At 65.6% G+C, this 22,927-nt stretch carries 19 protein-coding genes; 11 read left to right on the forward strand and 8 right to left on the reverse strand.

Annotated features, from left to right (window positions below):
* Window position 1 precedes the first annotated feature (1 nt).
* The gene (locus tag QOL62_RS01830; protein WP_465263651.1) at window positions 2-586 is read left to right on the forward strand and encodes a DUF2238 domain-containing protein; all 585 of its coding nucleotides are present in this window, start codon (window positions 2-4) and stop codon (window positions 584-586) included.
* A gap of 19 nt (window positions 587-605) precedes the next feature.
* On the opposite strand, the gene QOL62_RS01835 is transcribed toward QOL62_RS01830, so the two are convergent.
* Window positions 606-1,886 carry a phospholipid carrier-dependent glycosyltransferase gene (locus tag QOL62_RS01835; protein ID WP_283404959.1) on the reverse strand — a complete coding sequence of 427 codons (1,281 nt, stop codon included), beginning with the start codon at window positions 1,884-1,886 and terminating at the stop codon, window positions 606-608.
* An 84-nt stretch (window positions 1,887-1,970) separates the two neighbouring features.
* Here QOL62_RS01835 and QOL62_RS01840 point away from each other — a divergent pair, with 84 nt between their 5' ends.
* The 3 genes from QOL62_RS01840 (at window position 1,971) to QOL62_RS01850 (ending at window position 4,514) form a co-directional block, all read left to right on the forward strand.
* Window positions 1,971-3,179, forward strand: a complete 1,209-nt coding sequence (locus QOL62_RS01840) for a trans-sulfuration enzyme family protein (RefSeq protein ID WP_283404960.1) — start codon at window positions 1,971-1,973, stop codon at window positions 3,177-3,179.
* A 77-nt stretch (window positions 3,180-3,256) separates the two neighbouring features.
* The gene (gene apaG / locus QOL62_RS01845; RefSeq protein WP_283404961.1) at window positions 3,257-3,655 is read left to right on the forward strand and encodes a Co2+/Mg2+ efflux protein ApaG; all 399 of its coding nucleotides are present in this window, start codon (window positions 3,257-3,259) and stop codon (window positions 3,653-3,655) included.
* A 49-nt stretch (window positions 3,656-3,704) separates the two neighbouring features.
* Complete coding sequence (locus QOL62_RS01850) at window positions 3,705-4,514, forward strand: LysR family transcriptional regulator (protein WP_283404962.1); 810 nt, start codon at window positions 3,705-3,707, stop codon at window positions 4,512-4,514.
* Window positions 4,515-4,667: 153 nt separating this feature from the next.
* On the opposite strand, the gene QOL62_RS01855 is transcribed toward QOL62_RS01850, so the two are convergent.
* Together QOL62_RS01855 and QOL62_RS01860 are read right to left on the reverse strand one after the other, a co-directional pair.
* The gene (locus QOL62_RS01855) at window positions 4,668-6,461 is read right to left on the reverse strand and encodes a M14 family metallopeptidase (protein ID WP_283404963.1); all 1,794 of its coding nucleotides are present in this window, start codon (window positions 6,459-6,461) and stop codon (window positions 4,668-4,670) included.
* Between the two features lie 18 nt (window positions 6,462-6,479).
* Window positions 6,480-8,639, reverse strand: coding sequence for a TonB-dependent siderophore receptor (locus tag QOL62_RS01860; protein WP_283404964.1), 2,160 nt, complete (start codon window positions 8,637-8,639; stop codon window positions 6,480-6,482).
* Window positions 8,640-8,811: 172 nt separating this feature from the next.
* On the opposite strand from QOL62_RS01860, the gene QOL62_RS01865 reads away from it, so the two are divergent.
* The 4 genes from QOL62_RS01865 (at window position 8,812) to QOL62_RS01880 (ending at window position 14,905) form a co-directional block, all read left to right on the forward strand.
* Complete coding sequence (locus QOL62_RS01865) at window positions 8,812-9,549, forward strand: ABC transporter ATP-binding protein (RefSeq protein WP_283404965.1); 738 nt, start codon at window positions 8,812-8,814, stop codon at window positions 9,547-9,549.
* Window positions 9,546-10,985, forward strand: coding sequence for an ABC transporter permease (locus tag QOL62_RS01870; protein WP_283404966.1), 1,440 nt, complete (start codon window positions 9,546-9,548; stop codon window positions 10,983-10,985). Before QOL62_RS01865 ends, QOL62_RS01870 begins: the two co-directional genes overlap by 4 nt.
* Complete coding sequence (locus tag QOL62_RS01875) at window positions 10,982-12,238, forward strand: DUF3526 domain-containing protein (RefSeq protein ID WP_283404967.1); 1,257 nt, start codon at window positions 10,982-10,984, stop codon at window positions 12,236-12,238. Before QOL62_RS01870 ends, QOL62_RS01875 begins: the two co-directional genes overlap by 4 nt.
* 174 nt (window positions 12,239-12,412) lie before the next feature.
* Window positions 12,413-14,905 carry a PAS domain-containing protein gene (locus tag QOL62_RS01880; RefSeq protein WP_283404968.1) on the forward strand — a complete coding sequence of 831 codons (2,493 nt, stop codon included), beginning with the start codon at window positions 12,413-12,415 and terminating at the stop codon, window positions 14,903-14,905.
* A 123-nt stretch (window positions 14,906-15,028) separates the two neighbouring features.
* Here the strand turns inward: QOL62_RS01880 and rlmN are convergent, their stop codons facing one another.
* Window positions 15,029-16,366, reverse strand: coding sequence for a 23S rRNA (adenine(2503)-C(2))-methyltransferase RlmN (gene rlmN, locus QOL62_RS01885; RefSeq protein WP_283404969.1), 1,338 nt, complete (start codon window positions 16,364-16,366; stop codon window positions 15,029-15,031).
* Between the two features lie 295 nt (window positions 16,367-16,661).
* Here rlmN and QOL62_RS01890 point away from each other — a divergent pair, with 295 nt between their 5' ends.
* Window positions 16,662-17,333, forward strand: a complete 672-nt coding sequence (locus QOL62_RS01890; protein WP_283404970.1) for an outer membrane protein — start codon at window positions 16,662-16,664, stop codon at window positions 17,331-17,333.
* Window positions 17,334-17,391: 58 nt separating this feature from the next.
* On the opposite strand, the gene QOL62_RS01895 is transcribed toward QOL62_RS01890, so the two are convergent.
* From QOL62_RS01895 to QOL62_RS01910, 4 genes are all read right to left on the reverse strand, one after another.
* Window positions 17,392-17,862, reverse strand: a complete 471-nt coding sequence (locus tag QOL62_RS01895) for a hypothetical protein (protein ID WP_283404971.1) — start codon at window positions 17,860-17,862, stop codon at window positions 17,392-17,394.
* 62 nt (window positions 17,863-17,924) lie between these two features.
* Window positions 17,925-18,701 (reverse strand): TSUP family transporter, encoded by a 777-nt coding sequence (locus QOL62_RS01900; RefSeq protein ID WP_283404972.1) that lies wholly within the window; start codon window positions 18,699-18,701, stop codon window positions 17,925-17,927.
* Window positions 18,698-19,177, reverse strand: coding sequence for a GreA/GreB family elongation factor (locus tag QOL62_RS01905; protein ID WP_283404973.1), 480 nt, complete (start codon window positions 19,175-19,177; stop codon window positions 18,698-18,700). The genes QOL62_RS01900 and QOL62_RS01905 overlap by 4 nt, the downstream gene beginning before the upstream one ends.
* A 64-nt stretch (window positions 19,178-19,241) precedes the next feature.
* Window positions 19,242-21,221, reverse strand: coding sequence for a lytic transglycosylase domain-containing protein (locus QOL62_RS01910; RefSeq protein ID WP_103728501.1), 1,980 nt, complete (start codon window positions 21,219-21,221; stop codon window positions 19,242-19,244).
* Window positions 21,222-21,322: 101 nt separating this feature from the next.
* Between QOL62_RS01910 and dapA the strand changes: the two genes are divergently transcribed.
* Together dapA and smpB are read left to right on the forward strand one after the other, a co-directional pair.
* Entirely contained in the window at window positions 21,323-22,204 is an 882-nt protein-coding gene (gene dapA, locus QOL62_RS01915; RefSeq protein ID WP_103728502.1) for a 4-hydroxy-tetrahydrodipicolinate synthase, read from the forward strand.
* A gap of 239 nt (window positions 22,205-22,443) precedes the next feature.
* Window positions 22,444-22,926 carry an SsrA-binding protein SmpB gene (gene smpB, locus QOL62_RS01920; protein ID WP_103728503.1) on the forward strand — a complete coding sequence of 161 codons (483 nt, stop codon included), beginning with the start codon at window positions 22,444-22,446 and terminating at the stop codon, window positions 22,924-22,926.
* The last annotated feature ends 1 nt before the right edge of the window (window position 22,927 follow it).

Genomic DNA, 22,927 nt, shown 5'->3' on the forward strand with positions numbered 1-22,927 from the left:
GCTGCTTGGCTTCACGGCCGCAGCGGCGCTGCTGAGCCTGGTCGACGCGCCGTATCCCCGCCTCGCCCCGCTGCAGAACCTGCCGACGCTGGCGGGGGTCGCGGGGCTATGGCTCGCGCTGCGGCGCTGGTCCATGCCGACCGGTGCGGTGCTCTGCGTCTGCGTGTTCCTGTGGCTGCACACGATCGGCGGACGCTACATCTACTCCTTTGTCCCTTACGAGGACTGGGCCCGTGCGTTGAGCGTGCCGTCCCCCGCAGAGGTGCTGGGGCTGGAGCGGAACGCATGGGACCGGCTGGTCCATTTCAGCTTCGGCGCGTGCCTGATTTATCCCGCCTCCGAAGGATTGTCGCGTCACAGAGGGCTCTCACGCGGCCTTGCGACGTACATCGCGGTTGAGTTCGTTTTGGCGGGCAGCGCAGTCTACGAAGTTTTCGAGTGGCTGCTGACGGTGTTCATGGCGGGGCCGGATGCGTTGGCTTACAATGGACAGCAGGGCGACGTGTGGGATCCACAGAAGGACATGGCGTTGGCAGCGCTGGGCGCGCTACTCGCAGCGCTGGTTCTGCGCCTCCGCCGCCGTTGAGACCACGACCGACGGCCCATCAGCGCCAGGTGGGCAGCCACATCCAGAAGTTGTAGGCATCCTTGAACGGCAGCGGCCATCCCGAGATGATCGGGTAGAACAGCAAGAACAGCGCCAGAGACAACCCGAAGACTCCCCGCGGCACGAGCCGCCAGCGATCGCGGCGGTCCCACAGCGCGTCGAGCGCCAGCGCAAGGATCGCCATCAGGAAAGCGCCCGGCAGCAGGTAGTGATAGTAGAACTGCACCGGCTTGCCGTTGAAGATCCACATCGCGACGCAGAGCGCATAGAGGACAGCGAAGAACAGGACGTCGCGCCGGCGCCGGAAAGCGGCGGCCCAGAGCCCCCAGAAGAACGCTGCCAGCCCCGCCAGCATCGCCAGCGGATTTCCGATCATGACGATGCCACGGTGCGCGCCGTCCACGTTCTCGAACAGATACCAGATGCCGCGGAGATTGAGGACCCACTGATACCAGTAGGTCTTGTAGGGGTGCGGCTTCTTCACGCTGTCCTGCAGGCGCACCATGAGCTCATGCTGTTCGACGACGCCGAGCGGCGCGATGGCATGATGAGGGTAGAACATCGCCGGGATATACGTGGCCCAGTAGACGGCGAGCGGGAGCAGACCGAGCCAGAGCACCGCCTCGACGAAGCTGACACCCTTGATCGGGCCCGCGCCGCGCTTGCCGATGAAGGCAGGGCCGGTCTCCGCGACGCGCATGACAAGGAAGGCGAGGCCGGGGACCGCAAGCGCCGGTGCGCCGCTCCATTTGGCGCCGAGGGACAGGCCGAGCGCCAGTCCGCTGCCGAACAGATGCAGGCGGGCGATGCCCGTGCGTCGCGCGCGCCAGGCGGCGGCAAACTGCCACAGCCCGACCATGCAAAGGCCGGCCGAGATCATGTCGAGCATGGCGATGCGGCTCTGAACGAACCACATGAAGTTGGTGGCAAGCAGGATCGTTGCCAGGATCGTCGCGCGGCGCCGCAGCGACACAAGCCAGACGAGGCGGGAGAAGGCGAGCAGACCCAGTCCGCCGAACAGCGCCGGGCCGAGCCTCCATGCCAGCGGCCGGTCCCCGAGCAGGTGAATGAGCGCGGCGATCACCTCCTTGCCGAACAGCGGATGTTCCCGGTTCGCCGGGATGAGTTCCAGCAGCTTCAGCGCGGCGGGAACGTAGTGGATCTCGTCGAAGTAGTATCGCGTCGGCGTGCCGAGCCGCCACAGAACAAGCGCCTGGAAAGCCGCAACGACTAGCAGGCACCAGCCGAGCGGATCGCGATCTTGACGAAAGAGAGGCATCGGATCGGCGGATAAGCGGCTCGCAGCCGCAGGGCAAGCGCATCGGCTTGCGCTATCAACCGTGCGCTCCTAGAGGCATGGGCCATGAAACGCACGACCGGACAGGACCGCAGCCAGACCCGCAACTGGCGTCCCGCAACCCGCGCGATCCGCGGAGGCACTTGGCGCTCGGAAATGGGTGAGACCAGCGAGGCGCTCTTCCTGACGTCCGGCTACAGCTATGATGACGCGGCGACCGTCGCGGCCCGTTTTGCGGGTGAGCAGGACGGTATGACCTACTCGCGCCTGCAAAATCCGACCGTGGCCATGCTGGAGGAGCGCATCGCTCTTCTGGAAGGGGCCGAAGCCTGCCGCACGCAGGCGTCCGGTATGGCGGCGATGACCGCAGCACTCCTGTGCCAGCTCTCGGCGGGAGACCACATGGTCACCGCGCGCGCGGCTTTCGGTTCGTGCCGCTGGCTGGGCGATCACCTGCTTCCCCGTTTCGGCGTGGAGGTGACGGTGGTCGATGCATCGGATACCGCACAGTGGAAGGCGGCGATCCGCCCGAACACCAAGGTGTTCTTCTTCGAAACCCCGGCGAACCCGACGATGGACGTGGCCGATCTTGCGGCTATCGCAGAGATTGCCAAGGCCCACGGAATCACGACCGTGGTTGACAACGCCTTCTGTTCCCCGGCGCTGCAGCGGCCGATGGAGTTCGGCATCGATGTCGTCGCCTATTCAGCGACAAAGCTGATGGACGGGCAGGGCCGGGTCCTTGCCGGCGCAGTCTGTGGCTCGGAGGAATTCGTCAACGACAAGCTGTTGCCCTTCCAGCGCAACACCGGACCGAACCTTTCGCCGTTCAACGCGTGGGTCGTGCTCAAGGGGCTGGAGACGCTCGACCTGCGCGCGAAGAAGCAGAGCGAGAACGCTCTGGCGCTGGGCAAGTTCATCGAGAAGCGCGTGCCGAAGATTCTGCATCCCTGGCTGGACAGCCACCCGGCGCAGGAATTGGCGATGAAGCAGATGGACGCGTGCGGGCCGATCTTCTCCTTCGTTCTCGATGGCGGGCGGGAGCAGGCCTACGCCCTGCTCGACGCGCTGCAGCTCATCGATATCTCGAACAACATCGGGGACTCGCGTTCGCTGATGTGCCACCCGGCCTCCACCACCCACCACAACATGGGAGCCGAGGCGCGCGAGGCGATGGGTATCGGCGAAGGCATGTTGCGCATCAACGTCGGCCTTGAGGACATCGGCGACCTCATGGAGGACATGGACCAGGCCTTGAGCAAGGCAGGTCTCTGAGTTAAGGTCGGAACCCGGAACCTGTCCCTTGCTGCACGGTTGTAGCCTGACGAAACCGTCGTTAGGCTACCCGTGTCATGAAGGAACTTTTCCAGCACACCGCCATCACTGACAGCCTCACTGTACGGGTGGCCGTCAGCTTCCTGCCCGAGCAATCGCGCATCGAAGCAGGGAAGTGGTTCTGGGTCTACCATATCCGCATCGAGAACGACACGGACGGTACGGTTCAGCTCATGACCCGGCACTGGCGTATCACCGACGCCAACGGCAAGGTCGATGTGGTCGAGGGAGACGGGGTGGTCGGTGAACAGCCGGTGCTCGAACCCGGCCGCAGCCATGACTACGTTTCAGGATGTCCGCTCTCCACCCCGCAGGGATCGATGGAAGGCTACTACACCTTCCGCCGGGCCGACGGGTCCGAGTTCATCGCACAGATACCATTCTTCCCGCTGGCGGCCCCTGCCACGGCGGGCTGACCGCGCCCTGACGCTTGCCTGTGCAACGGCCGGCGCATAGGGAAGCGTCATGAAGCGCACTCATCTGCCCCTCAACGCGCTGCGCGTATTCGATGCTGCCGCGCGGCATCTCTCGTTCACCCGGGCTGCTGACGAACTGGCTGTGACGCCCGCTGCGGTCGGACAGCAGATCCGCGCCCTCGAAGACCTGCTCGGCGTCGTGCTGTTCCGCCGCACCAGCAAGGGCCTTGAACTCACCGAGGAGGCCGGTTCCGGGCTCGCGGCGCTGCGTACCGGCTTCCTTCACTTCGAGGATGCGGTGCAGGCGATGCAGGCGGGCCAGTCCAGCCACGTCTATACCATCGCCTGCCCGCGGGAGTTCTTCGCGGCGTGGCTGGCCCCCCGCCTCGCCGTCTTCCGGGCTCAAAACCCGCAGGTGCGCTACGTCATCGTCGATGGCGAACGCACGGACTTCACCGAAGCGAACCTTGATCTTGCCGTGCGCTGGACCGATGGGCCTGGCGATCTGGAGGGGGTCGCGCTGGGAGCTGCGGAGTGGGTCGAAGTGGGCCGGGGCGACTGGATCGGCTGGCCCGGTGATCCGGAGCCGGCGGGCAAGGAGGAGCAGGGCGGTGACGACGGAAAAGCCGAAGTCATGGTGGGGGATGCGGGGCAGGCGATTGCCGCGGCGCTTGCCGGCATGGGCCGCGCGCGCATTCCGGCACTTCTCGCCGCAAGCCTTGCGGGCGACGACCGGGCGGAGATGATCGGGAGCCCCATCGCCTGTCGGCGCGGATACTGGCTGGTGGCGCCTGTGCCGCAGTGGCGGCAGAAGAAAGTCAAGGAACTCGTGGCGGCGCTCACCGCCGGGGGGCAGTGAGCCGACGGTACTGCGGCGGCACAGTCGTCGGCCGCTCAGTCCTGGCGAAGCTGGGGCTCACGTTGCAGCTGAACGCGCCGCGGCGGGGCTCATTTCCGCCGCCAGGGCGGATTCCGGACGTGGCACGGCGCTCGTCCCGGGCGCAGCAGGAACTCATCCGCCAGCCTGCGGCAATTCCCGCAGGACAGGGTAGACGTGGCTGAACGGGTCGCGATGCGGCAGGCGCTCGGCCAGCCACGCCATCCGTGCTTCGGGATCGCTCGCGAAGGCGGCGTCGGCTGCAAGCTTGCTCTCAAAGGTAAGGCGAACCTGCGGATTGGATTGTAGCAGTGCATCAAGGATCGGCGCCATGACGAAGTCCTCGGTTCCGGCGGGGGGTGAGAGCACTTCGGGGAAAAGCCCCCAGGCGAGGAAGCTGTCCTGGCTTTCAGGCTCCAGCAGAGCGGCCGCAAGCAGCCCCAGCGGCTGATCGGCCGGAACCCGCACAGTGCCTGCCCGGACCATCGTTTCAGCCTGTTCGTGCGTGAAGCGCGCTTCGACGGGAATGCGCCCATCATGCGCTTTCGCCAGCTTCACGTCCTGGAGATGCACCGTGTCCACCGGCAGGGTTCGGTCGCTAGCCAGGGCTTCGAAACCGATGCCGTGAAGGCGCAACTTCTCGATGACTTCCCTCTGGGCGGCGGGAACCAGCCACGCCACGGGCAGGCGAACCGATTCGACAGGATCCTGCCCGATGATCGGCATGCGGAAGGTTATCCGCTTACCGGTCCACCGCTGCTCCATCCGTCCGGTGGCAGGGGACCTGTACGTGTCGAAGGCAACGCCCTTGAACCTGTCGACCCAACCGATCGGCTGCTTCGCAGGCGTCCACCGCGTGAGCAGTTGCACGGGCCGCTCGGCGCGGTCGATCGCCTTTGCCTCCGCTATCCGATCGGCGTCCTGCGCCGCCAGCTCGAGAGCCGCTTCCAGCAGCACGTAGGTTCCGAGCACGCGTTGGCGGTAAGGCTTCAGCATGTGGTTCTCGACCAGCACGGTGGGCACGCCGATGAAGTCGCCATAGCCGGTCGAATAGCGCGGCCCCTCCGGGCTGTAGCGAATGCCCTTCTGCGGATCGCGGGTGTCGATCGGGCTGGGATAGATGATCGGCTCGTGCCCGGCGCGGGTCAACGCCGCCTTCACGGTGGGGCCGAAGCGCTGCTCCAGCCAGAGCGCCGTGGCACGGTGGCGTGCGTACTTGCCCCAGCCAGCGTAGGTATACGTGACGTCGTACTGCATGTCGAAGCCGCCGCTGACGTGGCAGTCTATGTAAAGCACGGGATCCAGCCGCTGCAGCAGAGCGACGATGGCGCGCACTTCGGGCGTGTCGAGCTTCGAGTAGTCACGGTTGAGATTGATGTCGCGCGCGTTGCCCTCAGTGCCTTTGGCGTCTGGCCCGCGCACGTGGAGGAAGTTCCAGGGGCTTGCCCGCTCGTGCCCGTCGATGTTGAGGATCGGCACGAAAACAAGATCAACCCTGTCGAGCAGGTCCTGCTTTCCGCGCATGGCGATGTCGCGCAGCAGCATGAGGCCCGCGTCCTTGCCGTCGATCTCGCCCGAGTGAATGCCCGCCTGCACGAGGACGACAGGCTTGCCGGCACTGCCCTTGCTGGCACGCACCATCAGCAGATCGCGACCCTCGCCGGTCTTGCCGAAGCTCGCTACGCTGATCAGCGGCGAGGCCTTGTCGAGGTGCTCCAGCCAGCTGCGCATCTCGTCAAAGCGCGGCGTCGTGCGGAACCCGGCGGCTTCGGCGGGGGTGATCCATGGATCGCCCGCAGGAGCAACGAGCTTTTCACTCGCACCCGACCACGCCAGCGCCGGCGGCAGCACGGTCGGTGGCACCGGCTCCGCCGCGACCGCCGGTGTGGTCATGGCAAGAGTGGTGGCGATGGCGGCGAACTTCAGCATCGATGTGTTCTCCTGCGGTCAGAACCGGGCGCGCAGGCCCACGGTGCCGGTGCGCGGCGTGCCGGGCTGCACCCACAGCGGTGAGTAGCTGTTGGCGTACCAGTGTTCGTCGAAGAGGTTGGTCACGGAGGCGAACAGGTCGATATGCTCCATCACCTCGACCCTGCCGAACAGGCGGACCAGTGTGTGCGAGGGCAGCATGAAATCGGTGCCCGTCTCGCCCGACCGCTTCGCGACGTAGTGCATGCCTGCGCCGAGCTGCGCCTCCCGCTCGCTGACGGCGAACGTCTTGGCGACCTGCATGTTTAGGTTGTGCCGGGGGATGTTGATCAGCGGATCGCCGGGGCTGATCTGGAAGGAATAGTTCGGATCAAGCATGCTCGAACGCGCTTCCGCATCGACGTAGGCGTAGCTTAGCAGCACGTCCAGGCCGCCGGGAAGGCGGCCGTTTAGATCGAATTCGACGCCGCGGCTCCGCGCCTTGCCGATGGCGAGCGAGTAGCCGGGGTTGTTGGCGTCAGTCGCCAGAACGTTCGCCTTGGTAAGCTGGAACACCGAAAGCGTTCCGTTGAGCGCACCGCCAAGCAGGGTAAGCTTCAGCCCCGCCTCGATCGATTCGCTTGTCTCAGGGTCGAAGATCACCCCGTTCACGTCAGTGCCCACGTTGGCGCGGAAGCCCTGCCCATAGGCGGCGTAGACGGTCAGCGGATCGCTCAGCCTGTAGACGATACCGGCCTGCGGGCTGAAGCGGCTCCGGGTGCGGCGGCTGTCCACTCCGGTCAGCCGGTTGTCGGTCTCCAGCGTGACCCGGTCGTAGCGGCCTCCGATGCGGACCTGCAGCCGGTCGGTGATCTCGATCTGGTCCTGCACGTAGGCGCCGGTCGCACGCTGGCGGTCAGTGCGGTCGGTCGTGACGGAGGTGGCCGGGAGGGGAAAGCGGCCGTAGACGGGATCGAGAATGTCGATGACATTGCCCTGCTGTTCGGTCGGGTTCGAGATCAGCGTCGGCGGGCGGTAGCGTGTGAAGTAGTTGTCGTACGTGAACTCGTCGTGATCGGCACCGATCAGCACGCGGTGGCGCAGGGATCCGGTTGCGAACTCTCCGGCAAGCTCGGCGCGCACGACCTTGTGGTTCGCATCGTAGCGACGCGACCGGCGCTGGCGGGAGAGCGAACGGCCATCGGTATAGAGCGCCTGGCGCGAGGGCACCGTCTCTGCATCGGAGGAGGAGCCGGTGAGCAGCGTGTCGCGGATGCTGCCGCCGACGAGCAGGCTCCAGCGATCGCTGAACTCGTGCTGCAGGCGCAGCTGGTGTCCTTCGGCGCGGGCTACGGTGTCGCCATCGCCCGGCTCGCCAAGAAAGCGCGAGCGCGGCACAGTATCGAAATTGCCGTTCAGCACGACGATGCCGCGATCGAAAGGCACGGCCACGCGCGTCTTCTCGAAGTCATACGTCAGGCGGGTGTCGGGCCCGAGCGCGAGCCCGACCGAAGACAGGAAGCCCCAGCGCGACTGCTGGATGTGATCGCGGAAGGTGTTGCCGTCCTCGGCATAGCCGATCAACCGTAGGGTGAGCTCGCCTGTCACCGCGACGTTGACGTCAGCCTCGCCGCGCACCCGGTCCCAGCTGCCGTACTGTACGGCAGCCGTACCGAAGGTGCGACCCAGTTCGGCCTGCTTGGTGATGAGGTTGATCGTGCCGCCCGGTTCGCCCCGTCCGACCAGCGCGGCAGCTGGGCCCTTCAGCACTTCGACCCGCTCGATCCCGGCCACGTCGCGCTGCCCGCCAAACCCGCGTCCGCCGTTAAAGCCATTGACGAGATAGCCGCTCGGCATGTTCTCGTCTCCTGCAAAGCCCCGGATTGCGAAGGAGTCCCACAGCCCGCCGAGCGTGTTCTGCCGCACCACCGATGCGTTGAGGTCGAGCGCGTCAGTCAGCCGCTGGATGGTGTTCTGCTCGAGCGTCTCGGCATCGATCTCGGCGATCGACTGAGGGATCTCCGAAACCGCGAAGTTGCCGCGGTAGGCCTGGCGCACTCCGGTGACCGTGATGGCGGCGTTGCGTTCCTCGCCATCACGTTCTGCCTCCTCTGCAAACGCCTGACCTACAGGCGCCAGCACAATGGCGAACGGCAGAGTTCCGGCCAGCAGCCGGCGGTCCTTGGCAAAACGACGCATGAGATCCCCACGACGAATGTATGACGGGGTGCGCTGTGCCTCCTCGTTCGAGGCGGCTTTTGTCAGGACAGCGTCGGCCCGTCAATGATATGTTGCATCATCACAACTAATGCGGCAGGAGGTGTGCAATCTGCAGAAGCCCTGAAAATATCAGCAATATTCGGGAAACATCATGGTTGAAACGGCGCCTCCGATCCTGATTGAGAACCTTGCCGTGACTTACGGCGACCACCGCATTCTGGATGGCCTTTCCCTTTCTGCGCCTGAGGGCAGCGTTACGGCTCTGCTGGGCGGCAACGGGGCGGGGAAATCCACTACGCTCTCGACGTTGCTGGGGTTCGTGAAGGCCCATGCGGGCGCCGTCTCGGTCTGCGGCGTCGATCCTGGCGTAGCTCCCGACGCGGCCCGCCGCCAGATCGCCTATCTGCCGGAAAACGTCGCGCTCTATGAACATCTGACGGCCGTTGAGAACGCACAGTACCTGCTGGCCCTCTCCGGCGGAAAGCAGGATCGCGCGGCCATCGTCGAGGCCTTCGCCGCCGCCGGCCTGCAGGAGCGCGCCTGGGGGCAGCGGCTGGGTGCCTTTTCCAAGGGCATGCGCCAGAAGGTCGCCATCGCCGTGGCCCTGCTGCGCGAGGTGCCGGTGCTGCTGCTCGATGAGCCGACCTCCGGCCTTGATCCGCGCGCCACGGCCGATTTCAACGCGCTTGTCCTCTCCGTGCGCGAACGGGGCACCGCGGTTCTGATGGTGACGCACGATCTGCTCAGCGCGGCCGACATCGCCGATAGGATCTGTTTCCTCGAGAGCGGGCGCATCGTCGAGGACGTGGTGGCGCATGGCCCCGATCGCTTTGACGTGCGTGCGCTCCACGCCCGCTTTGCGGTCGCCACGCAGAGGCTGGCGGCATGAATCCGACCTCGCTCATAGCGCGCGACGAGTTGCGGCTGATGCGCCGCAACCGTGTCGCCGTGATCGCTTGCCTGCTGCTGGTGCTGCTGACCCTGGTCGCGGTGGCGAGTTCCTGGGCGCACCAGAAGGGGATCGAGGATCTGCGCGCGCGCCAGCAGCACGAGGCCGAACGGGCCTTCGACGCGCAGCCAGACCGGCATCCGCACCGCGTGGTGCATTACGGCACCTTCATCTTCCGCCCTCTGAGCGCGCTCGCGGCGTTCGACCCCGGTGTCGACGCTTTCACCGGCAATTCGATGTTCCTTGAAGGCCATCGGCAGAACACAGCCAATTTCGGCGACGTAAACCAGAGTTCGCTGTTGGTCCGCTTCGGGCAGTTGACCCCCGCCTTCGTGCTGCAGGCCGTGGCGCCGCTGCTGCTGATCTTTCTCGGCTATGGCGCTATCGCGCGGGAAACGGAGCGGGGCACCCTGCGTGTGCTGATGATGCAGGGCGCGACGCGCGGTGCGATCGTGCGCGGCAAGCTGCGCGCACTCGGCGCTGTCGCCTTGCTGGTGGCACTGCCCGCGATCCTGGGACTGGCCGCGCTGGCGGCCACCTCGGGCGCGGCGATCCTGCCGACAGTGGCGATCGTCCTCGGATATGGCGCATGGCTGCTGCTGTGGGTCACCGTCATCGTGCTCGTCTCCACACTGGTCGGGCGCAGCCGCGACGCGCTGCTCGCGCTTGTGGCGATCTGGGCGGTGAGCGTCGTCCTTCTGCCGCGCGTCGCAACCGATATCGCCAGTGCTGCGGTGCCCCTGCAGAACCGGCTCCAGACCGAAGTAGCCATCGCACGCGACTTGCGAGAGATGGGCGATTCCCACAATCCGGATGATCCGCACTTCGCTGCCTTCAAGCGCTCGGTGTTGCAGCGCTACGGCGTCACGCGGGTGGAAGACCTGCCGGTCAACTACAAGGGTCTGCTCGCCGTGGAGGGTGAGAAAGTCACCTCCGCGCTGTTCGACCGCTACAGCGGCGAAAGTTACGCGGCGCAGGGGGCTCAGAACGGGATCGTCGGTGCGGTGGGAGTGATCAGCCCGGCCATCGCCTTGCGCTCCCTCTCGATGGCGGCGGCGGGAACGGATTTCGCGGCTCATCGCGGCTTCCTCGAACAGGCAGAAGCCTACCGCTATGATCTTGTCCAGCGGCTCAACCGCCTGCAGGCCGATGGCGTCACGTATGCCGACGATACCGCCCGCGATGCAGGCGCTGACCGCCGCAAGCGTGTCGCCGCCGGTCACTGGGAGGAAATGCCGGACTTCGCTTATCGCGCACCCGACGGCGCGACGCTCGCCGCCCGCTCGCTTCCGGGACTTGCCGTCATCCTCGGCTGGCTCGTTTTCGCGGGGGCCTCTCTCGCCATCGCCACCCGCCGCCTAGGAGAGCGCCAATGACACTCTGGATGCATGAAGCCCGGCTGCTGCTGCGCCAGCGTCTCGCCATGATCGCGCTCGCCCTGCTGGCGGTGCTGACCGTTGCGGCGCTGGGGGCAGGCATGGCCGAAGTGTCGCGCCAGCATGCTGCCATCGCCGCCATCCCGGCCGCGCAGGCCGAAGACATCGGCGCCATCGCAGCCTGGGTCGACAGGGAGAAGGACGCGGGCAGCGCCGCCTACTACAGCTTCCACCCGACCTGGAACGCGCCGTCGCCGCTTGCCTTCGCGGCCCTGGGCATGCGGGACGTCTCTCCGTACATCCTGCGCGTCCGGGCGCTGGGGCTCGAAGCGCAGATCTACGATGGCGACACCTTCAACCCCGAGCTGGCTCTGCCCGGCCGGTTCGATTTCGCCTTCGTGCTGGTGTTCCTTGCCCCGCTCTTCGTCATCGCCCTGTGCCACGATCTGGTTTCGGGCGAACGGGAGGCCGGTCGCTGGCGAACCCTGGCGGCACTCCCCTATGGAGGCGCGGCCTTGTGGAGACGCCGCACCATGCTGCGCCTCGGCTTGCTGTCGGCCGCGATCGTGTTGCCATTCGCGCTAGCCGCGGCGATGTCGGGCGTTTCACCGGGCGCGATCCTCATCGTCCTGCTGCTGGTCCTTGCATACCTGCTGTTCTGGGTTGGCCTCTGCGCGCTCGTCGGGCGGCTACGCTGGAGCAGCGTCGCCAACGCGGCGACCCTGGCAGGGCTTTGGCTCGTGCTCGTGCTCGTGCTGCCGACGCTTGGGCACGTGGCCATCAACCGCGCCATCCCGGTCAACCAGGGAGCGGAGATCGCCCTTGCCCAGCGGGAGGCGGTCAATCGCGCATGGGATATCCCGCGAGCGGAGACCATGCGCCGGTTCTATGCCGGTCATCCGCAATGGGCCGATTCGCCGCCGCTCGAAACGGCTTTCCATTACAAGTGGTACTTCGCCTTCCATCAGGTGGGCGACGAGAGTGTCGCCAAGCAGGTGCGCGCCTATCGGCACGGTCTTGAAACCCGGGACGAGGCCGCTCGAACCCTGGGCTGGGTGCTGCCTTCGGTCGGCGTACAGGCGCTGTTGACGCGCATGGCGCGGACGGACCTTACCGCTCAACTCGCCTATCGCGACGCTATCCGCCACTTCCATCGCCGCCTGCGGGAGTTCTACTACGGATACCTGTTCCGCGATCGGCCGTTTGGAAAGGCGGATTTCGAGCGGGCCCCACGCTTCGACGCGGCGCCCTAACGGATCGGGCAGGCACGGGGGCCGCGCGGCGTCCGGCTCTACGCCTCGCTGAAAATCCCGTTTCGGCACATCCGAGTGGCTTTTGACTCAGGCGTGGCGGCAAAACAGTGTTAGGGATGTGACAGCGGGGAAGGGCTGGCTGGTCAGCGCCGACAATCTCGCTATCAAGGCACCATGATGAGTTTTCTGGAAGGTGGCGGGGTACAGGCCGAGGCAATTCGGCGGTTCGACTGGACAGGAAACCCCATCGGGGATCCTGAAAACTGGCCGGCGGCGCTGAAAACGGCTGCCAATCTGATCCTCGCCTCCCGTTTTCCCCAATGCATCGTCTGGGGGCCGTCGCTCATTACAATTCCCAACGACGCATTCTTGGAAATCCTCGGTGAGAAGCCGGAGGCTCTAGGGCGTTCCTTCAGCGACGTGTGGAGCGAGGCATGGGCCTCTATCTCGCCCATCGTGGAGGACGCCTTCGCGGGTAAGGCGACCTACATCGAGGATTTCCCGCTCATCATCGACCGGCGTGGTTATCTGGAGCAAACCTACTTCACCTTCTGCTACAGCCCGATACGGGATGAGGGCGGCGAGGTGGTCGGCATGCTCGACACCGTGACGGAAACAACGGCGCAGACGACCCTGCGCAAGGAGGTCCAGCAGCGAACGGAAGCGGAGAACGCGCTGGCGGCGATCGAAGAGCGTTACCATCTGGTCAGCCGGGCTACCAACGACGCCATCTGGGACTGGCACTTCGCCACCAATCATGTGACCTGGAACGAAGCGCTTGAAACCGTGCACGGCCACAAGCTCTCCGGAGTAGAGCCCACGGGCGAATGGTGGATCGAGCATATACATCCCGCCGACAGGGATCGTGTTCACGACAGCATCCAGGCGGCCATTGACGGTCGTGCAGACAGCTGGTCGGATGAATATCGCTTTGCCCGGGCCAGTGGCCAATACGCGACCATCCTCGACCGCGGTCATATAATTCGCGACGCCACCGGCAACGCCATACGCATGATCGGCGCCATGCTGGACCTGACCGAGCGTCAGCGCGCGCGTGCCGAACTCACGATGAACGAGGAGAGGCTGCGCCTGGCGACGGAAGCGGCCGAGATCGGCTTCTGGGACGTCGATGTGATCCACGATGCCCTGATCTGGCCGCCGATCGTCAAGGCAATGTTCGGGATATCGCCCGAGGTGCCGGTGACCATGGCCGACTACTACAGCGGCATCCATGCCGATGATCTAGAAGCCACCTCGCAGGGCTACGCGGCTGCAGCCGACCCCGAACGCCGAGCCGTGTACGATGTCGAATACCGTACCGTCGGCAAGGAAGACGGTGTGGTCCGCTGGGTGGCCGCCAAGGGGAGGGGAATTTTCAGCGAGGACGGCCAGTGCCTCAGAGTCATCGGAACCGCCATCGACGTGACGGAGCGCAAGCGCTCCGAAGCGCAGTTGCTGGAGCTCAACCATCATCTCGAGCGGCGGGTGGCTCAGGCCATCGCGGAGCGTGAGCAGGTCGAGGAGGTTTTGCGCCAATCGCAGAAGATGGAAGCCGTGGGGCAGCTGACAGGCGGCATCGCGCATGACTTCAATAACATGCTGGCCGTCATCGTCGGGTCGCTGGATCTGCTGAACCGACGCCTGGGAGCAGACGATGCGCGGGCGAGGCGGTATGTCGATGCCGCTCTCGAAGGCGCCAGCCGCGCCACTTCGCTGACCCAGCGGCTCCTCGCCTTTTCCCGCCAGCAGCCGCTCAACCCCGAAGTGCTCGACATCAATACGCTGGTTCCCGGCATGTCGGAGCTTCTGGCGCACTCACTGGGAACGGATATTCGCCTCGAAACCGTGCTCGCCGCAGGTCTGTGGCGCACGCATGCGGACCGCAATCAGCTGGAGAACGTGGTCCTCAACCTGGCTGTCAATGCGCGAGACGCAATGCCGGAGGGTGGGCGACTGACGATTGAGAGCCAGAACGCCTTTTTCGACGATCGGTATTCGGCCGCCAACTTCGGGGTTCCGGCCGGTCAGTATGTGCTGATAGCGGTGTCCGACACCGGGTCCGGCATGCCGGCAGACGTGATTGCCAAGGCCTTCGACCCCTTCTTCACGACCAAGGAGGTCGGCAGGGGGACGGGGCTTGGGCTGAGCCAGGTCTACGGATTCGTCAAGCAGTCCGGCGGTCACGTCAAGATCTACTCCGAACCTGGAGTGGGCACGACCGTGAAGATCTATCTTCCGCGCTTCATCGGTGAGGATGTCGCGGCTGAGGGGATCACGGCCCGCCTTCTCCCCATGGGGGAGGAACAGGAGGTGATCCTGGTTGTAGAGGACGAGGCGGCCGTGCGCCGGTTCAGCGTCGATGCGCTGAATGAGCTGGGCTATCACGTGCTGGAAGCCGAAGGCGCGGTCGCGGCTCTCAGGCTGGTCGATTCCCATCCCGAAATCACGCTGCTCTTCACCGATATCGTCATGCCCGACATGAACGGTCGCAAGCTCGCCGAGGAAGCGCTCCGCCGGCGGCCGGACCTCAAGATACTCTACACCTCGGGGTATACCCGCAACGCCGTCGTGCATAACGGCGTGATTGATCCCGGGGTGGAACTGATCGGAAAGCCGTTCACCATCGAACAGCTGGCCACGAAGATCAGGTCGGTTCTGGAGACCTGACCAGAAGCGTTCCGGCGGGCAATGCCGGCCCGCCAGCGTCGACAAGACCGGGGGTTATTGTCGGGAACGGCCCTTGCGGCACAAGCCCGCCGCCCCGCATGAGTGCAGGGCGACGGGATCCGTTTACTGCGCTTCGGCCGCCAGCGCCGCGTCCTTTTCGGCGTAAAGCCGGTCCAGCTCGGCACGGCTCTTCTTTTCCGCCGCCGTCTTGAGCTGGCCGCAGGCCGCGTCGATGTCCCGACCGCGCGGTGTCCGGACGGGGGCGGAGATGCCCCCCTCGAAGACGATGTTCGAGAAAGCGCGGATGCGGTCCGGCGTCGAGCATTCGTAAGGGGCGCCCGGCCAAGGGTTGAACGGGATCAGGTTGACCTTGGCGGGCAGCTTGTACTTGCGCAGCAGGCGAACGAGTTCGCGCGCATCCTCGTCGCTGTCGTTCTTGTCCTTCAGCATCACGTATTCGAAGGTGATACGCCGGGCGTTCGACGCGCCGGGGTAGTCGGCACAGGCCTGCAGCAGATCTTCGATGCCGTACTTCTTGTTGATCGGGACGATCTCGTCGCGCACATCCTTGGTCACCGCGTGGAGCGAAACCGCAAGGTTGACGCCGATTTCCTGGCCGCAGCGCTCCATCTGCGGGATCACTCCCGAGGTGGAAAGCGTGATGCGGCGCTTGGACAAAGCGAGGCCATCGCCGTCCATGACGATCCCGAGCGCGTCACGCACGTTGTCGAAGTTGTAGAGCGGCTCGCCCATGCCCATCATCACGATGTTGGTGAGCAGGCGGCCATCGGCCGAGTAGGACCCTTCGTCCTCGTCGTCGTCGAGACCGGCCATCGTCGCGAGGCGGATGTCCTCGGCGTTCTTCGGCCATTCTCCCAGTGCGTCGCGCGCCAGCATGACCTGCCCGACGATCTCGCCCACGGTCAGGTTCCGCACCAGGCGCATGGTGCCGGTGTGGCAGAAGCGGCAGTTGAGTGTGCAGCCCACCTGCGACGAAACGCACAGGGTTCCCCGGTCGGCGTCGGGGATGAACACCATCTCGAAATCATGGCCGTCTGCGGTGCGCAGCAGCCACTTTCGCGTGCCGTCGCTGGAGTGCTGCGCTTCCACGATCGTCGGGCGGCCGATGACGAAACGCTCCGCCAGCCAGGGACGCATGGTCTTGGCGATGTCGGTCATCGCGTCGAACTCGGTCACGCCGCGGTGATAGAGCCAGTGAAAGACCTGCTTGGCGCGCAGCTTTGCCGCCTTCGCGTCCAGTCCCGCAGCCTCGAACAACTCGGCAATGCGTTTCCGTGGCAAGCCGACGAGGTCTGTCCGTCCATCTTCGCGCGGCGTCACGCCTTCGACCAGCGTCGGGCGCGGCACGGTCATCGGGTCGACATGGCCCGGGATCGGCATGAGGCCGGCAGCGGTCGAAGCCGCGTCCGCCCCGGCAGGGGAGAGGTTCGTTTCTGACATGATCGGCGCGCATATAGTGCATCCGGAGCCGAAACGAAAGATCTGTGACGAGCCCGCACATGCGGCGCGCGCGAACACATCTATCGCGGCCCGGTTCCTCCCGCGCACCGCGCCAAAATCTCATCCCGTCTCGCAGTGTTGCTAAAAAGCCTCAGTCATCTTGTTGTGTGAGGTTCAGGAAACTCCAAGCCATTCAAAAGCTTTTGACCAGTCCAGGCGGAACGATCCGCTGGCTGGTTACCCGACGGGCAGAAATGCAACTGCCTCACGGGACGGATTCATTGGAGTACCTTGCATGAAGAAGATCCTTGTTTGCCTGGCTGCTGGCACCGCAATGGCCGTGGCCGCTCCGGCCATGGCGCAGAACGTCGGCCCGGCAGAGCCCTTCACGGGCTTCCACGTCGAAGCCCTCGCAGGTTACGACGTCAGCAAAGCCGGAAGCAGCATCGATGACGACGTCAACGAGGACAACGACCAGTCGATCGACGGGTTCGCCTATGGCGTCGGTGCCGGTTACGACTTCCGCATGAACAACTTCGTCATCGGCCCCGAGGCGGAAGTGACCTGGTCGACCGCAAAGACCAGCTTCGACGATGGTGACTTCGAAGGTTTCGGTGTCGGCAACGTGAAGACCAACCGCGACATCTACGTTGGTGCCCGCGTCGGTTACGTCGTGAGCCCGCAGACGATGGTCTATGCCAAGGGCGGTTACACCAACGCCAAGTTCGACGTGCGTAACGCCATCGGTACGACGGACACCAATCGCGATCTCGACGCGGATGGCTGGCGCATCGGCGCCGGCGTGGAGCAGGCGATCAGCAACAACGTCTTCGCAAAGCTCGAGTACCGTTACTCGAACTACGAGAAGGGCGAACTCGACTACACCGGCGACTCCCCGGACGGCCAGCGTTTCGATCTCGACCTGGACCGCCACCAGGTCATGGCTGGCGTGGGCGTGCGCTTCTGACGCGACTTCAGCCTCATGGCGAGGGGAGGGCGGGGCTTCGGCTCCGCCCTTCTTGCATTCAGCGCAGCTTGGCGCAGCCTATAAGGGCGGCATCCATCGCCGAAGCGGCACCGGGCAGCGACCATCGATCCGTGAATGGGCGCCCGCGCGTATCCCGGGTGGAGACGGACATGATGGATGATGCCCGCATGGCCGCCACGATAGTCGCGTTGTCGGCTGCGTTAAGTGCCCAGGCATCGCCGCCACCACCCGTAAGCTGAAGGCGCTGGCGGCCGATACGCAGGTAGATCCTGGCGTTTTCCGCCATCTGGCGCGACAGGCGAAAGTGGACTTGGCTGCGGGCACCGCGCCGGGGCCAGGTGCCGATGGCGGCATAAGGCTGGTAATCACGCTTCTTCAGGTTCGGCTGCGCCAGGGCGATGGCGTAGCAGCGTGGGACAAGGGGGTCCCGGAACGCGCCCCAGTCTCCGTAAAGGCCAAGACTTTCGCGGGCGTGCGCCGGGGGCGCGCCGAGGGCGAGAAGGGCCATCGACAGGGCCAAGTACACGGCGGAACGTAGCATCGCGCGCGGGTATAGGCTGCGAGGCGCGTCTAGAACAGGGACCAGACGGGGTTGTTCGGATCGGACAGGAGCTTGATCGTCAGCGCCAGCGACATGATGACCAGCAGCGGACGAACGCCTTTGCCGCCGTACCGGATCGCCAGCCGCGCGCCGGTCATGTTGCCCGCCACGTTGGCCACAGCCATGGCGCCGCCCAGCAGCCAGAGGACCTTGCCGCCGGCGATCAGGGCGAGCAGGCCGGCGATGTTGGTGGACAGGTTCAGGAACTTCGTGTTGGCAATGGCGCGTACCAGCCCCAGCCCTCCCAGTGCCACGAGCGTCGTGGTGAAGAACGAGCCGGTGCCGGGGCCGAAGAAGCCATCATAGAAGCCTATCCCGGTCGTCACCAGCGTCAGGCCGATGCGCCCGAGCCGGGCGTGGCGGTCCACGTCGCTCATCTGCGGGGAAAGGAGAAAATACAGCCCCATCGCCACCAGCAGGACCGGCACGAATGCGGACAGGACAGCCGGGTTCAGGAACTGCACGGCGGTCGCGCCCGCCACGGAGCCGATGAAAGCACCTGCCGCCGGGATGGCATAGCCCTTCAGGTCCACGTGGCCCGCGCGGTGGAAGGTGAGGAACGCCGAGGAGGTGCCGATCGTGCTTTGCAGCTTGTTGGTTGCAAGGGCGGAGACAGGCGGGATCCCCGCAGCCATCAGGGCAGGGATCGTCAGCAGGCCACCGCCGCCGGCCATGGCATCTATGCTACCGGCAAGGAAGGCTACGCCCACAAGGAAGGCGACGGCATCGAGGGAAAGTTCGATCACGGGTAGCTGACCGCCATGATCTCCCATTCCCTCTCACCGGAGGGCAGGCGAACCGTCCGCAGGTCGCCCACGGCGGCACCGCGAAGAGCCCGGGCGAGGGGCGCGCTCCAGCCGATGCGTCCGGTGGAAGCATCCTGTTCGTCGTCGCCGACGAGGGTGATGACGAGGCGTTCGTCCTCTTCATCGGCCAGCTCGACCGTTGCGCCGAAGAACACCTTGCTGCGATCGGTCTGTTCAGCCGGTTCCACGACGCGCAAGGCTTTCATCCGCCGGGCGAGGAAAGCCAGTTCGCGATCGATCTCGCGCATGCGCTTGCGACCGTAGAGATAGTCGCCGTTTTCGGATCGGTCCCCGTTGCCGGCGGCCCAGGAGACGATCTCCACGATCTCCGGCCGCTCCTTGCCGAGCAGATGATCGTAACGGGCGCGCAGGCTGACCATGCCTGCAGGGGTGATCGGAGGACCGGCTGGTTTCATGCCGCTCTCTCTAGGCAATCGGCGGCGAGGGGCCAAGCGTCTCCTCGCCGCTTATGCGCAGACCTCAGCCGGGGGTGCGCTTCCCCGGCATCAGCCGCGTCAGCTTGTTTGCCCCTCTGTAGTCCGCCTTTTCGGGATAGATGGTTTCGTAGACCACCGCATTCTCCAGCACGCGCTGGACGTAGTTCTTGGTCTCGTAGATGGGGATCTGTTCCATCCAGTCGATCCAGTCCACAGCGCCGGTACGCGGATCCCCGTTGGCGCGAAGCCACTTGTTCACGTTGCCCGGGCCGGCATTGTAGGCGGCGACGGCCAGCGGCACGGCACCGCCGAAGTAATCCTTCACGCGCCGGAAATACCCGTCGCCGAGCAGGATGTTGTAGTTGGGATCGCTGATTAGCGAGCCCTCATCATACGCCAGCCCCATCTTGCCCGCCTGCTCGCGGGCGGTGCCGGGCATAAGCTGCATGAGCCCTCGCGCTCCGGCGTGGCTGAGCGCGTTCTGCGCGAACTGGCTCTCCTGACGCGCTATGGCATGGACCATCGTCCAGTCCGTGCCCGGCGGCGTCGGCACCAGCGGGAATGAAATTTTGCCGAACTGGTCGAACCCTCCCGCATGGGCGCTCTGCCCCATGATGACGGCCAGGTCGCGGCGGCCGATCTGACGGGCGAGGTCGGCGACGAGGACATGGTCTTCCGCCGTCTGCGCCTGATCCGCGATCTCCCGGTAGAACTGGATGCCGGTGCGCCAGTCGGCGTCACGAGCGACGTCGCGCACCGCCCGTGTGATCGGCAGCGAGGCGAACGCCGTGCGCTGCGCCGTGGTGGGAGTGGCGGTGGGGCGGGTGTCGAGGTTCGGAATCGGTCGCCCCAGCCGCTCAAGCGAAAGCTGCCCGTAGAAGTACTGCGGATACTGCGCGGCCATCTCGAAGTAGCGGTTCGCTCCGGCGGTGTCGCCCGCCATCGCCAGCGCCCGGCCTGCCCAGTAGAAGCCCTTTGAGCGCGTTCCCGGCGTCTGGGCGGCCGCGCCGTATCGGTAGAACAGGGGCGCCGCCTGCCGTGGATTGCGCAGGCTCCAGAGGGCTTTGGTGCCGCCGAGCCAAACCAGGGACGTGTAATCGTCACGCACCCTGTAAGGCTGGCGACTGACATCGGTGCCGGGCGCGAAGGCGTCGTCGATAGAGGCGGCGATCTTCACCGCGCTCGCCGCGTCCGCGCCTCTGGCGGCGGTGAGCAGTTCCCGCACCCAGAGCTGCGGTTCGGGTACGGGGCGGGCGAGGGCCGGGCGATTTGCGAGGAGCGTGATCGCGCCCGGCGCATTGCCCGAGCGCCGGGCCTGCACCGCGCGGTTGTACACATAACCGGGATCAGACGCGATCGCAGGAGGCAGGCTCAGGCCCAGCGTACCCGGAGGCGAACCCTGCAGCAAGGTGAGCCGTTCCATGAACTCGGGCCGACGAGCCGAAGACACGAAGGAAATCTGGCGTTCGGCCTGTGCGGTCTCCCCCTGCCAAAGGAGCACGTCCATCCGGGCATCATGGTCGGCCGGGGTGAACTGGTTCCGATAGAGACCCAGTAGCGCCGCCTCGTCCGAGGCGATGAGGCTGCCCTTGCGCCAGGCGGCGACGGCGTTGGTCGCCGCGTCCGCGCGCCGCAGGCTTGAGAGCGCCACGGCGTAGCGCCCGGCGGCCTGGCTGCCGAGCGGCGCGAAGCGGTCGAAGAAGCCCACGATGGTCTGTGGCGCGGGATTTTCCGTCAGCAGCGCCTTTTCCGCATAGCCCCTGAGCCTGTCCTGCTGGGGGTAGCCGGGATAACTGAGAAGAAACCCCGTGTAGGCGGAGAAGCCAAGGCGATCGTTGCTCGAAAGCTGCTTCCAGCGGTCGATCGACTGGTGCACGGTCATGTCGTGCGACTGCATGGCCGCAGCGCGTGCGGCGTCCCATTCCCGCCCGTCCGGCATACTGGACTGCGCAAGGGCAGGCGAGGCGAAGAGGACGAAAGAAATGCTCAGCAGCAGGTGGGGGGTGCGCAACATGCTGGACATTTTCGGAAGAGGCTCCTTATCAGGCGCTGAACGTGACGCTCGGCAGGCGGGGTTTGTTCCCTTGCCGGACGATCATTGACCATCGTTAAGAGGTAAAGTCCATGTTCTCCGGCTCGATTCCCGCGCTTGTCACACCGTTTCGCGACGGAGCGTTCGATGAGCAGGCTTTCCGGCGCCTTGTCGAATGGCAGATCGAATCGGGCTCTGCGGCGCTCGTCCCCTGCGGCACGACGGGCGAGAACTCGACGCTCTCCAACGCCGAGCACCACCGCGTGATCGAAGTGTGCATCGAGCAGGCGGCCGGCCGCGTCCCGATCATCGCGGGCTGCGGCAGCAACGACACGATGAACGCGCTGCTGCACATGAACTTTTCGAAGAAGTGCGGTGCGGCGGCGGCGTTGCTGGTCGCGCCCTACTACAACCGCCCGAGCCAGGAGGGGCTGATCGCGCACTTCAGCTATCTGGCCGAGAACAATGACCTGCCGATCGTGCTGTACAACGTCCCGGGCCGGACGGTGACGGACCTCCTGCCGGAAACCGTCTGCGAACTGGCGCGCCGCTATCCGGGGCGGTTCATCGGCATCAAGGACGCCAGCGGCGACCTGTCGCGCGTGACCGATCACCGCATGGGAATCGGCAAGGATTTCGTGCAGCTCTGCGGGGACGATGAACTGGCGCTGCCGTTCAACGCGGCGGGCGGAGTCGGCTGCATTTCGGTGACCGCGAACGTCGCGCCCGCACTGTGCGCCCAGTTCCAGGCAGCCTGCGCCGCCAACGATCTGGAGAAGGCACGGGAGCTGAACGATCGCCTCTACCCGCTCCACTACGCTATGTTCGAGGACAGCTCGCCGGGCCCGTGCAAGTACGCGCTGGCGCAAGTCCATGACTGGATCGAAAACGAACTTCGCCTGCCGCTGGTGCCCTGCAGCGAAAAGGCGCGTTCCGCCGTCGACGAAGCGCTGGTTCACGCCGGCCTGCTCTAAGGCGCCGGTCGGACGGCCGGGGCGTCCTCGCGCTTGCGGGCTCGCTGCAGAAGGGCGACAACGGCGGTGAGCGCGTGGACTTCCACGAGCGCGCCCGGTCCGAGGGGGCATGCACGCGGCTGCGTTCAGCCCTCATGACGCGGCGCGGCGCGGCTTGGTGACGTCTCGACGGTTTTGGTTGCTATGGCTTGTCGAAGGGGCGTTTTCTTTTGTCGCGCCTGCCCCTACATGCGGCTGATATGGCACGCCCTCAGAACTCCGTATTCGACAAGGTCAAGACAGTCGCCGAGAACCGCAAGGCCCGGTTTGACTACCACATTGAGGACAAGTTCGAGGCGGGTATCGCGCTTACCGGCACCGAGGTGAAGTCTCTCCGCTCGGGGGAAGGCTCGATCGTCGAATCGTTCGCGGAAATTCGCGGCGGCGAGTGCTGGCTGGTCAACGCCAACGTGCCGGAGTTCAGCCACGGCAACCGGTTCAACCATACCCCCAAGCGCCCCCGCAAGCTTCTGCTGCACGAGCGGGAGATTTCCCGGCTGCAGGGCGCGGTGGAGCGCAAGGGCATGACGCTGGTGCCCCTGTCGATTTACTTCAACAGTCGCGGTCGGGCCAAGGTGGAACTCGCGCTGGCGAAGGGCAAAAACGCTGCCGACAAGCGCCAGACGATCAAGGACCGCGACTGGAAGCGCGATCAGGCGCGCATCATGCGCGATCACGGGTAAG

It is taken from the genome of Novosphingobium panipatense, from assembly GCF_900182875.1.
Classification (GTDB): Bacteria; Pseudomonadota; Alphaproteobacteria; order Sphingomonadales; family Sphingomonadaceae; genus Novosphingobium; species Novosphingobium panipatense.

Excerpts from the sequence above, each read along its gene's own strand:
- QOL62_RS01840 (WP_283404960.1), top strand. The coding sequence starts at position 1,971 with ATGAAACGCACGACCGGACAGGACCGCAGCCAGACCCGCAACTGGCGT.
- QOL62_RS01850 (WP_283404962.1), top strand. The coding sequence starts at position 3,705 with ATGAAGCGCACTCATCTGCCCCTCAACGCGCTGCGCGTATTCGATGCT.
- QOL62_RS01890 (WP_283404970.1), top strand. The coding sequence starts at position 16,662 with ATGAAGAAGATCCTTGTTTGCCTGGCTGCTGGCACCGCAATGGCCGTG.
- QOL62_RS01870 (WP_283404966.1), top strand. The coding sequence starts at position 9,546 with ATGAATCCGACCTCGCTCATAGCGCGCGACGAGTTGCGGCTGATGCGC.
- QOL62_RS01855 (WP_283404963.1), bottom strand. The coding sequence starts at position 6,461 with ATGCTGAAGTTCGCCGCCATCGCCACCACTCTTGCCATGACCACACCG.
- QOL62_RS01860 (WP_283404964.1), bottom strand. The coding sequence starts at position 8,639 with ATGCGTCGTTTTGCCAAGGACCGCCGGCTGCTGGCCGGAACTCTGCCG.
- rlmN (WP_283404969.1), bottom strand. The coding sequence starts at position 16,366 with ATGTCAGAAACGAACCTCTCCCCTGCCGGGGCGGACGCGGCTTCGACC.
- apaG (WP_283404961.1), top strand. The coding sequence starts at position 3,257 with ATGAAGGAACTTTTCCAGCACACCGCCATCACTGACAGCCTCACTGTA.
- QOL62_RS01910 (WP_103728501.1), bottom strand. The coding sequence starts at position 21,221 with ATGTCCAGCATGTTGCGCACCCCCCACCTGCTGCTGAGCATTTCTTTC.
- smpB (WP_103728503.1), top strand. The coding sequence starts at position 22,444 with ATGGCACGCCCTCAGAACTCCGTATTCGACAAGGTCAAGACAGTCGCC.
- QOL62_RS01895 (WP_283404971.1), bottom strand. The coding sequence starts at position 17,862 with ATGGCCCTTCTCGCCCTCGGCGCGCCCCCGGCGCACGCCCGCGAAAGT.
- QOL62_RS01880 (WP_283404968.1), top strand. The coding sequence starts at position 12,413 with ATGATGAGTTTTCTGGAAGGTGGCGGGGTACAGGCCGAGGCAATTCGG.
- QOL62_RS01905 (WP_283404973.1), bottom strand. The coding sequence starts at position 19,177 with ATGAAACCAGCCGGTCCTCCGATCACCCCTGCAGGCATGGTCAGCCTG.
- QOL62_RS01875 (WP_283404967.1), top strand. The coding sequence starts at position 10,982 with ATGACACTCTGGATGCATGAAGCCCGGCTGCTGCTGCGCCAGCGTCTC.
- QOL62_RS01865 (WP_283404965.1), top strand. The coding sequence starts at position 8,812 with ATGGTTGAAACGGCGCCTCCGATCCTGATTGAGAACCTTGCCGTGACT.
- dapA (WP_103728502.1), top strand. The coding sequence starts at position 21,323 with ATGTTCTCCGGCTCGATTCCCGCGCTTGTCACACCGTTTCGCGACGGA.
- QOL62_RS01835 (WP_283404959.1), bottom strand. The coding sequence starts at position 1,886 with ATGCCTCTCTTTCGTCAAGATCGCGATCCGCTCGGCTGGTGCCTGCTA.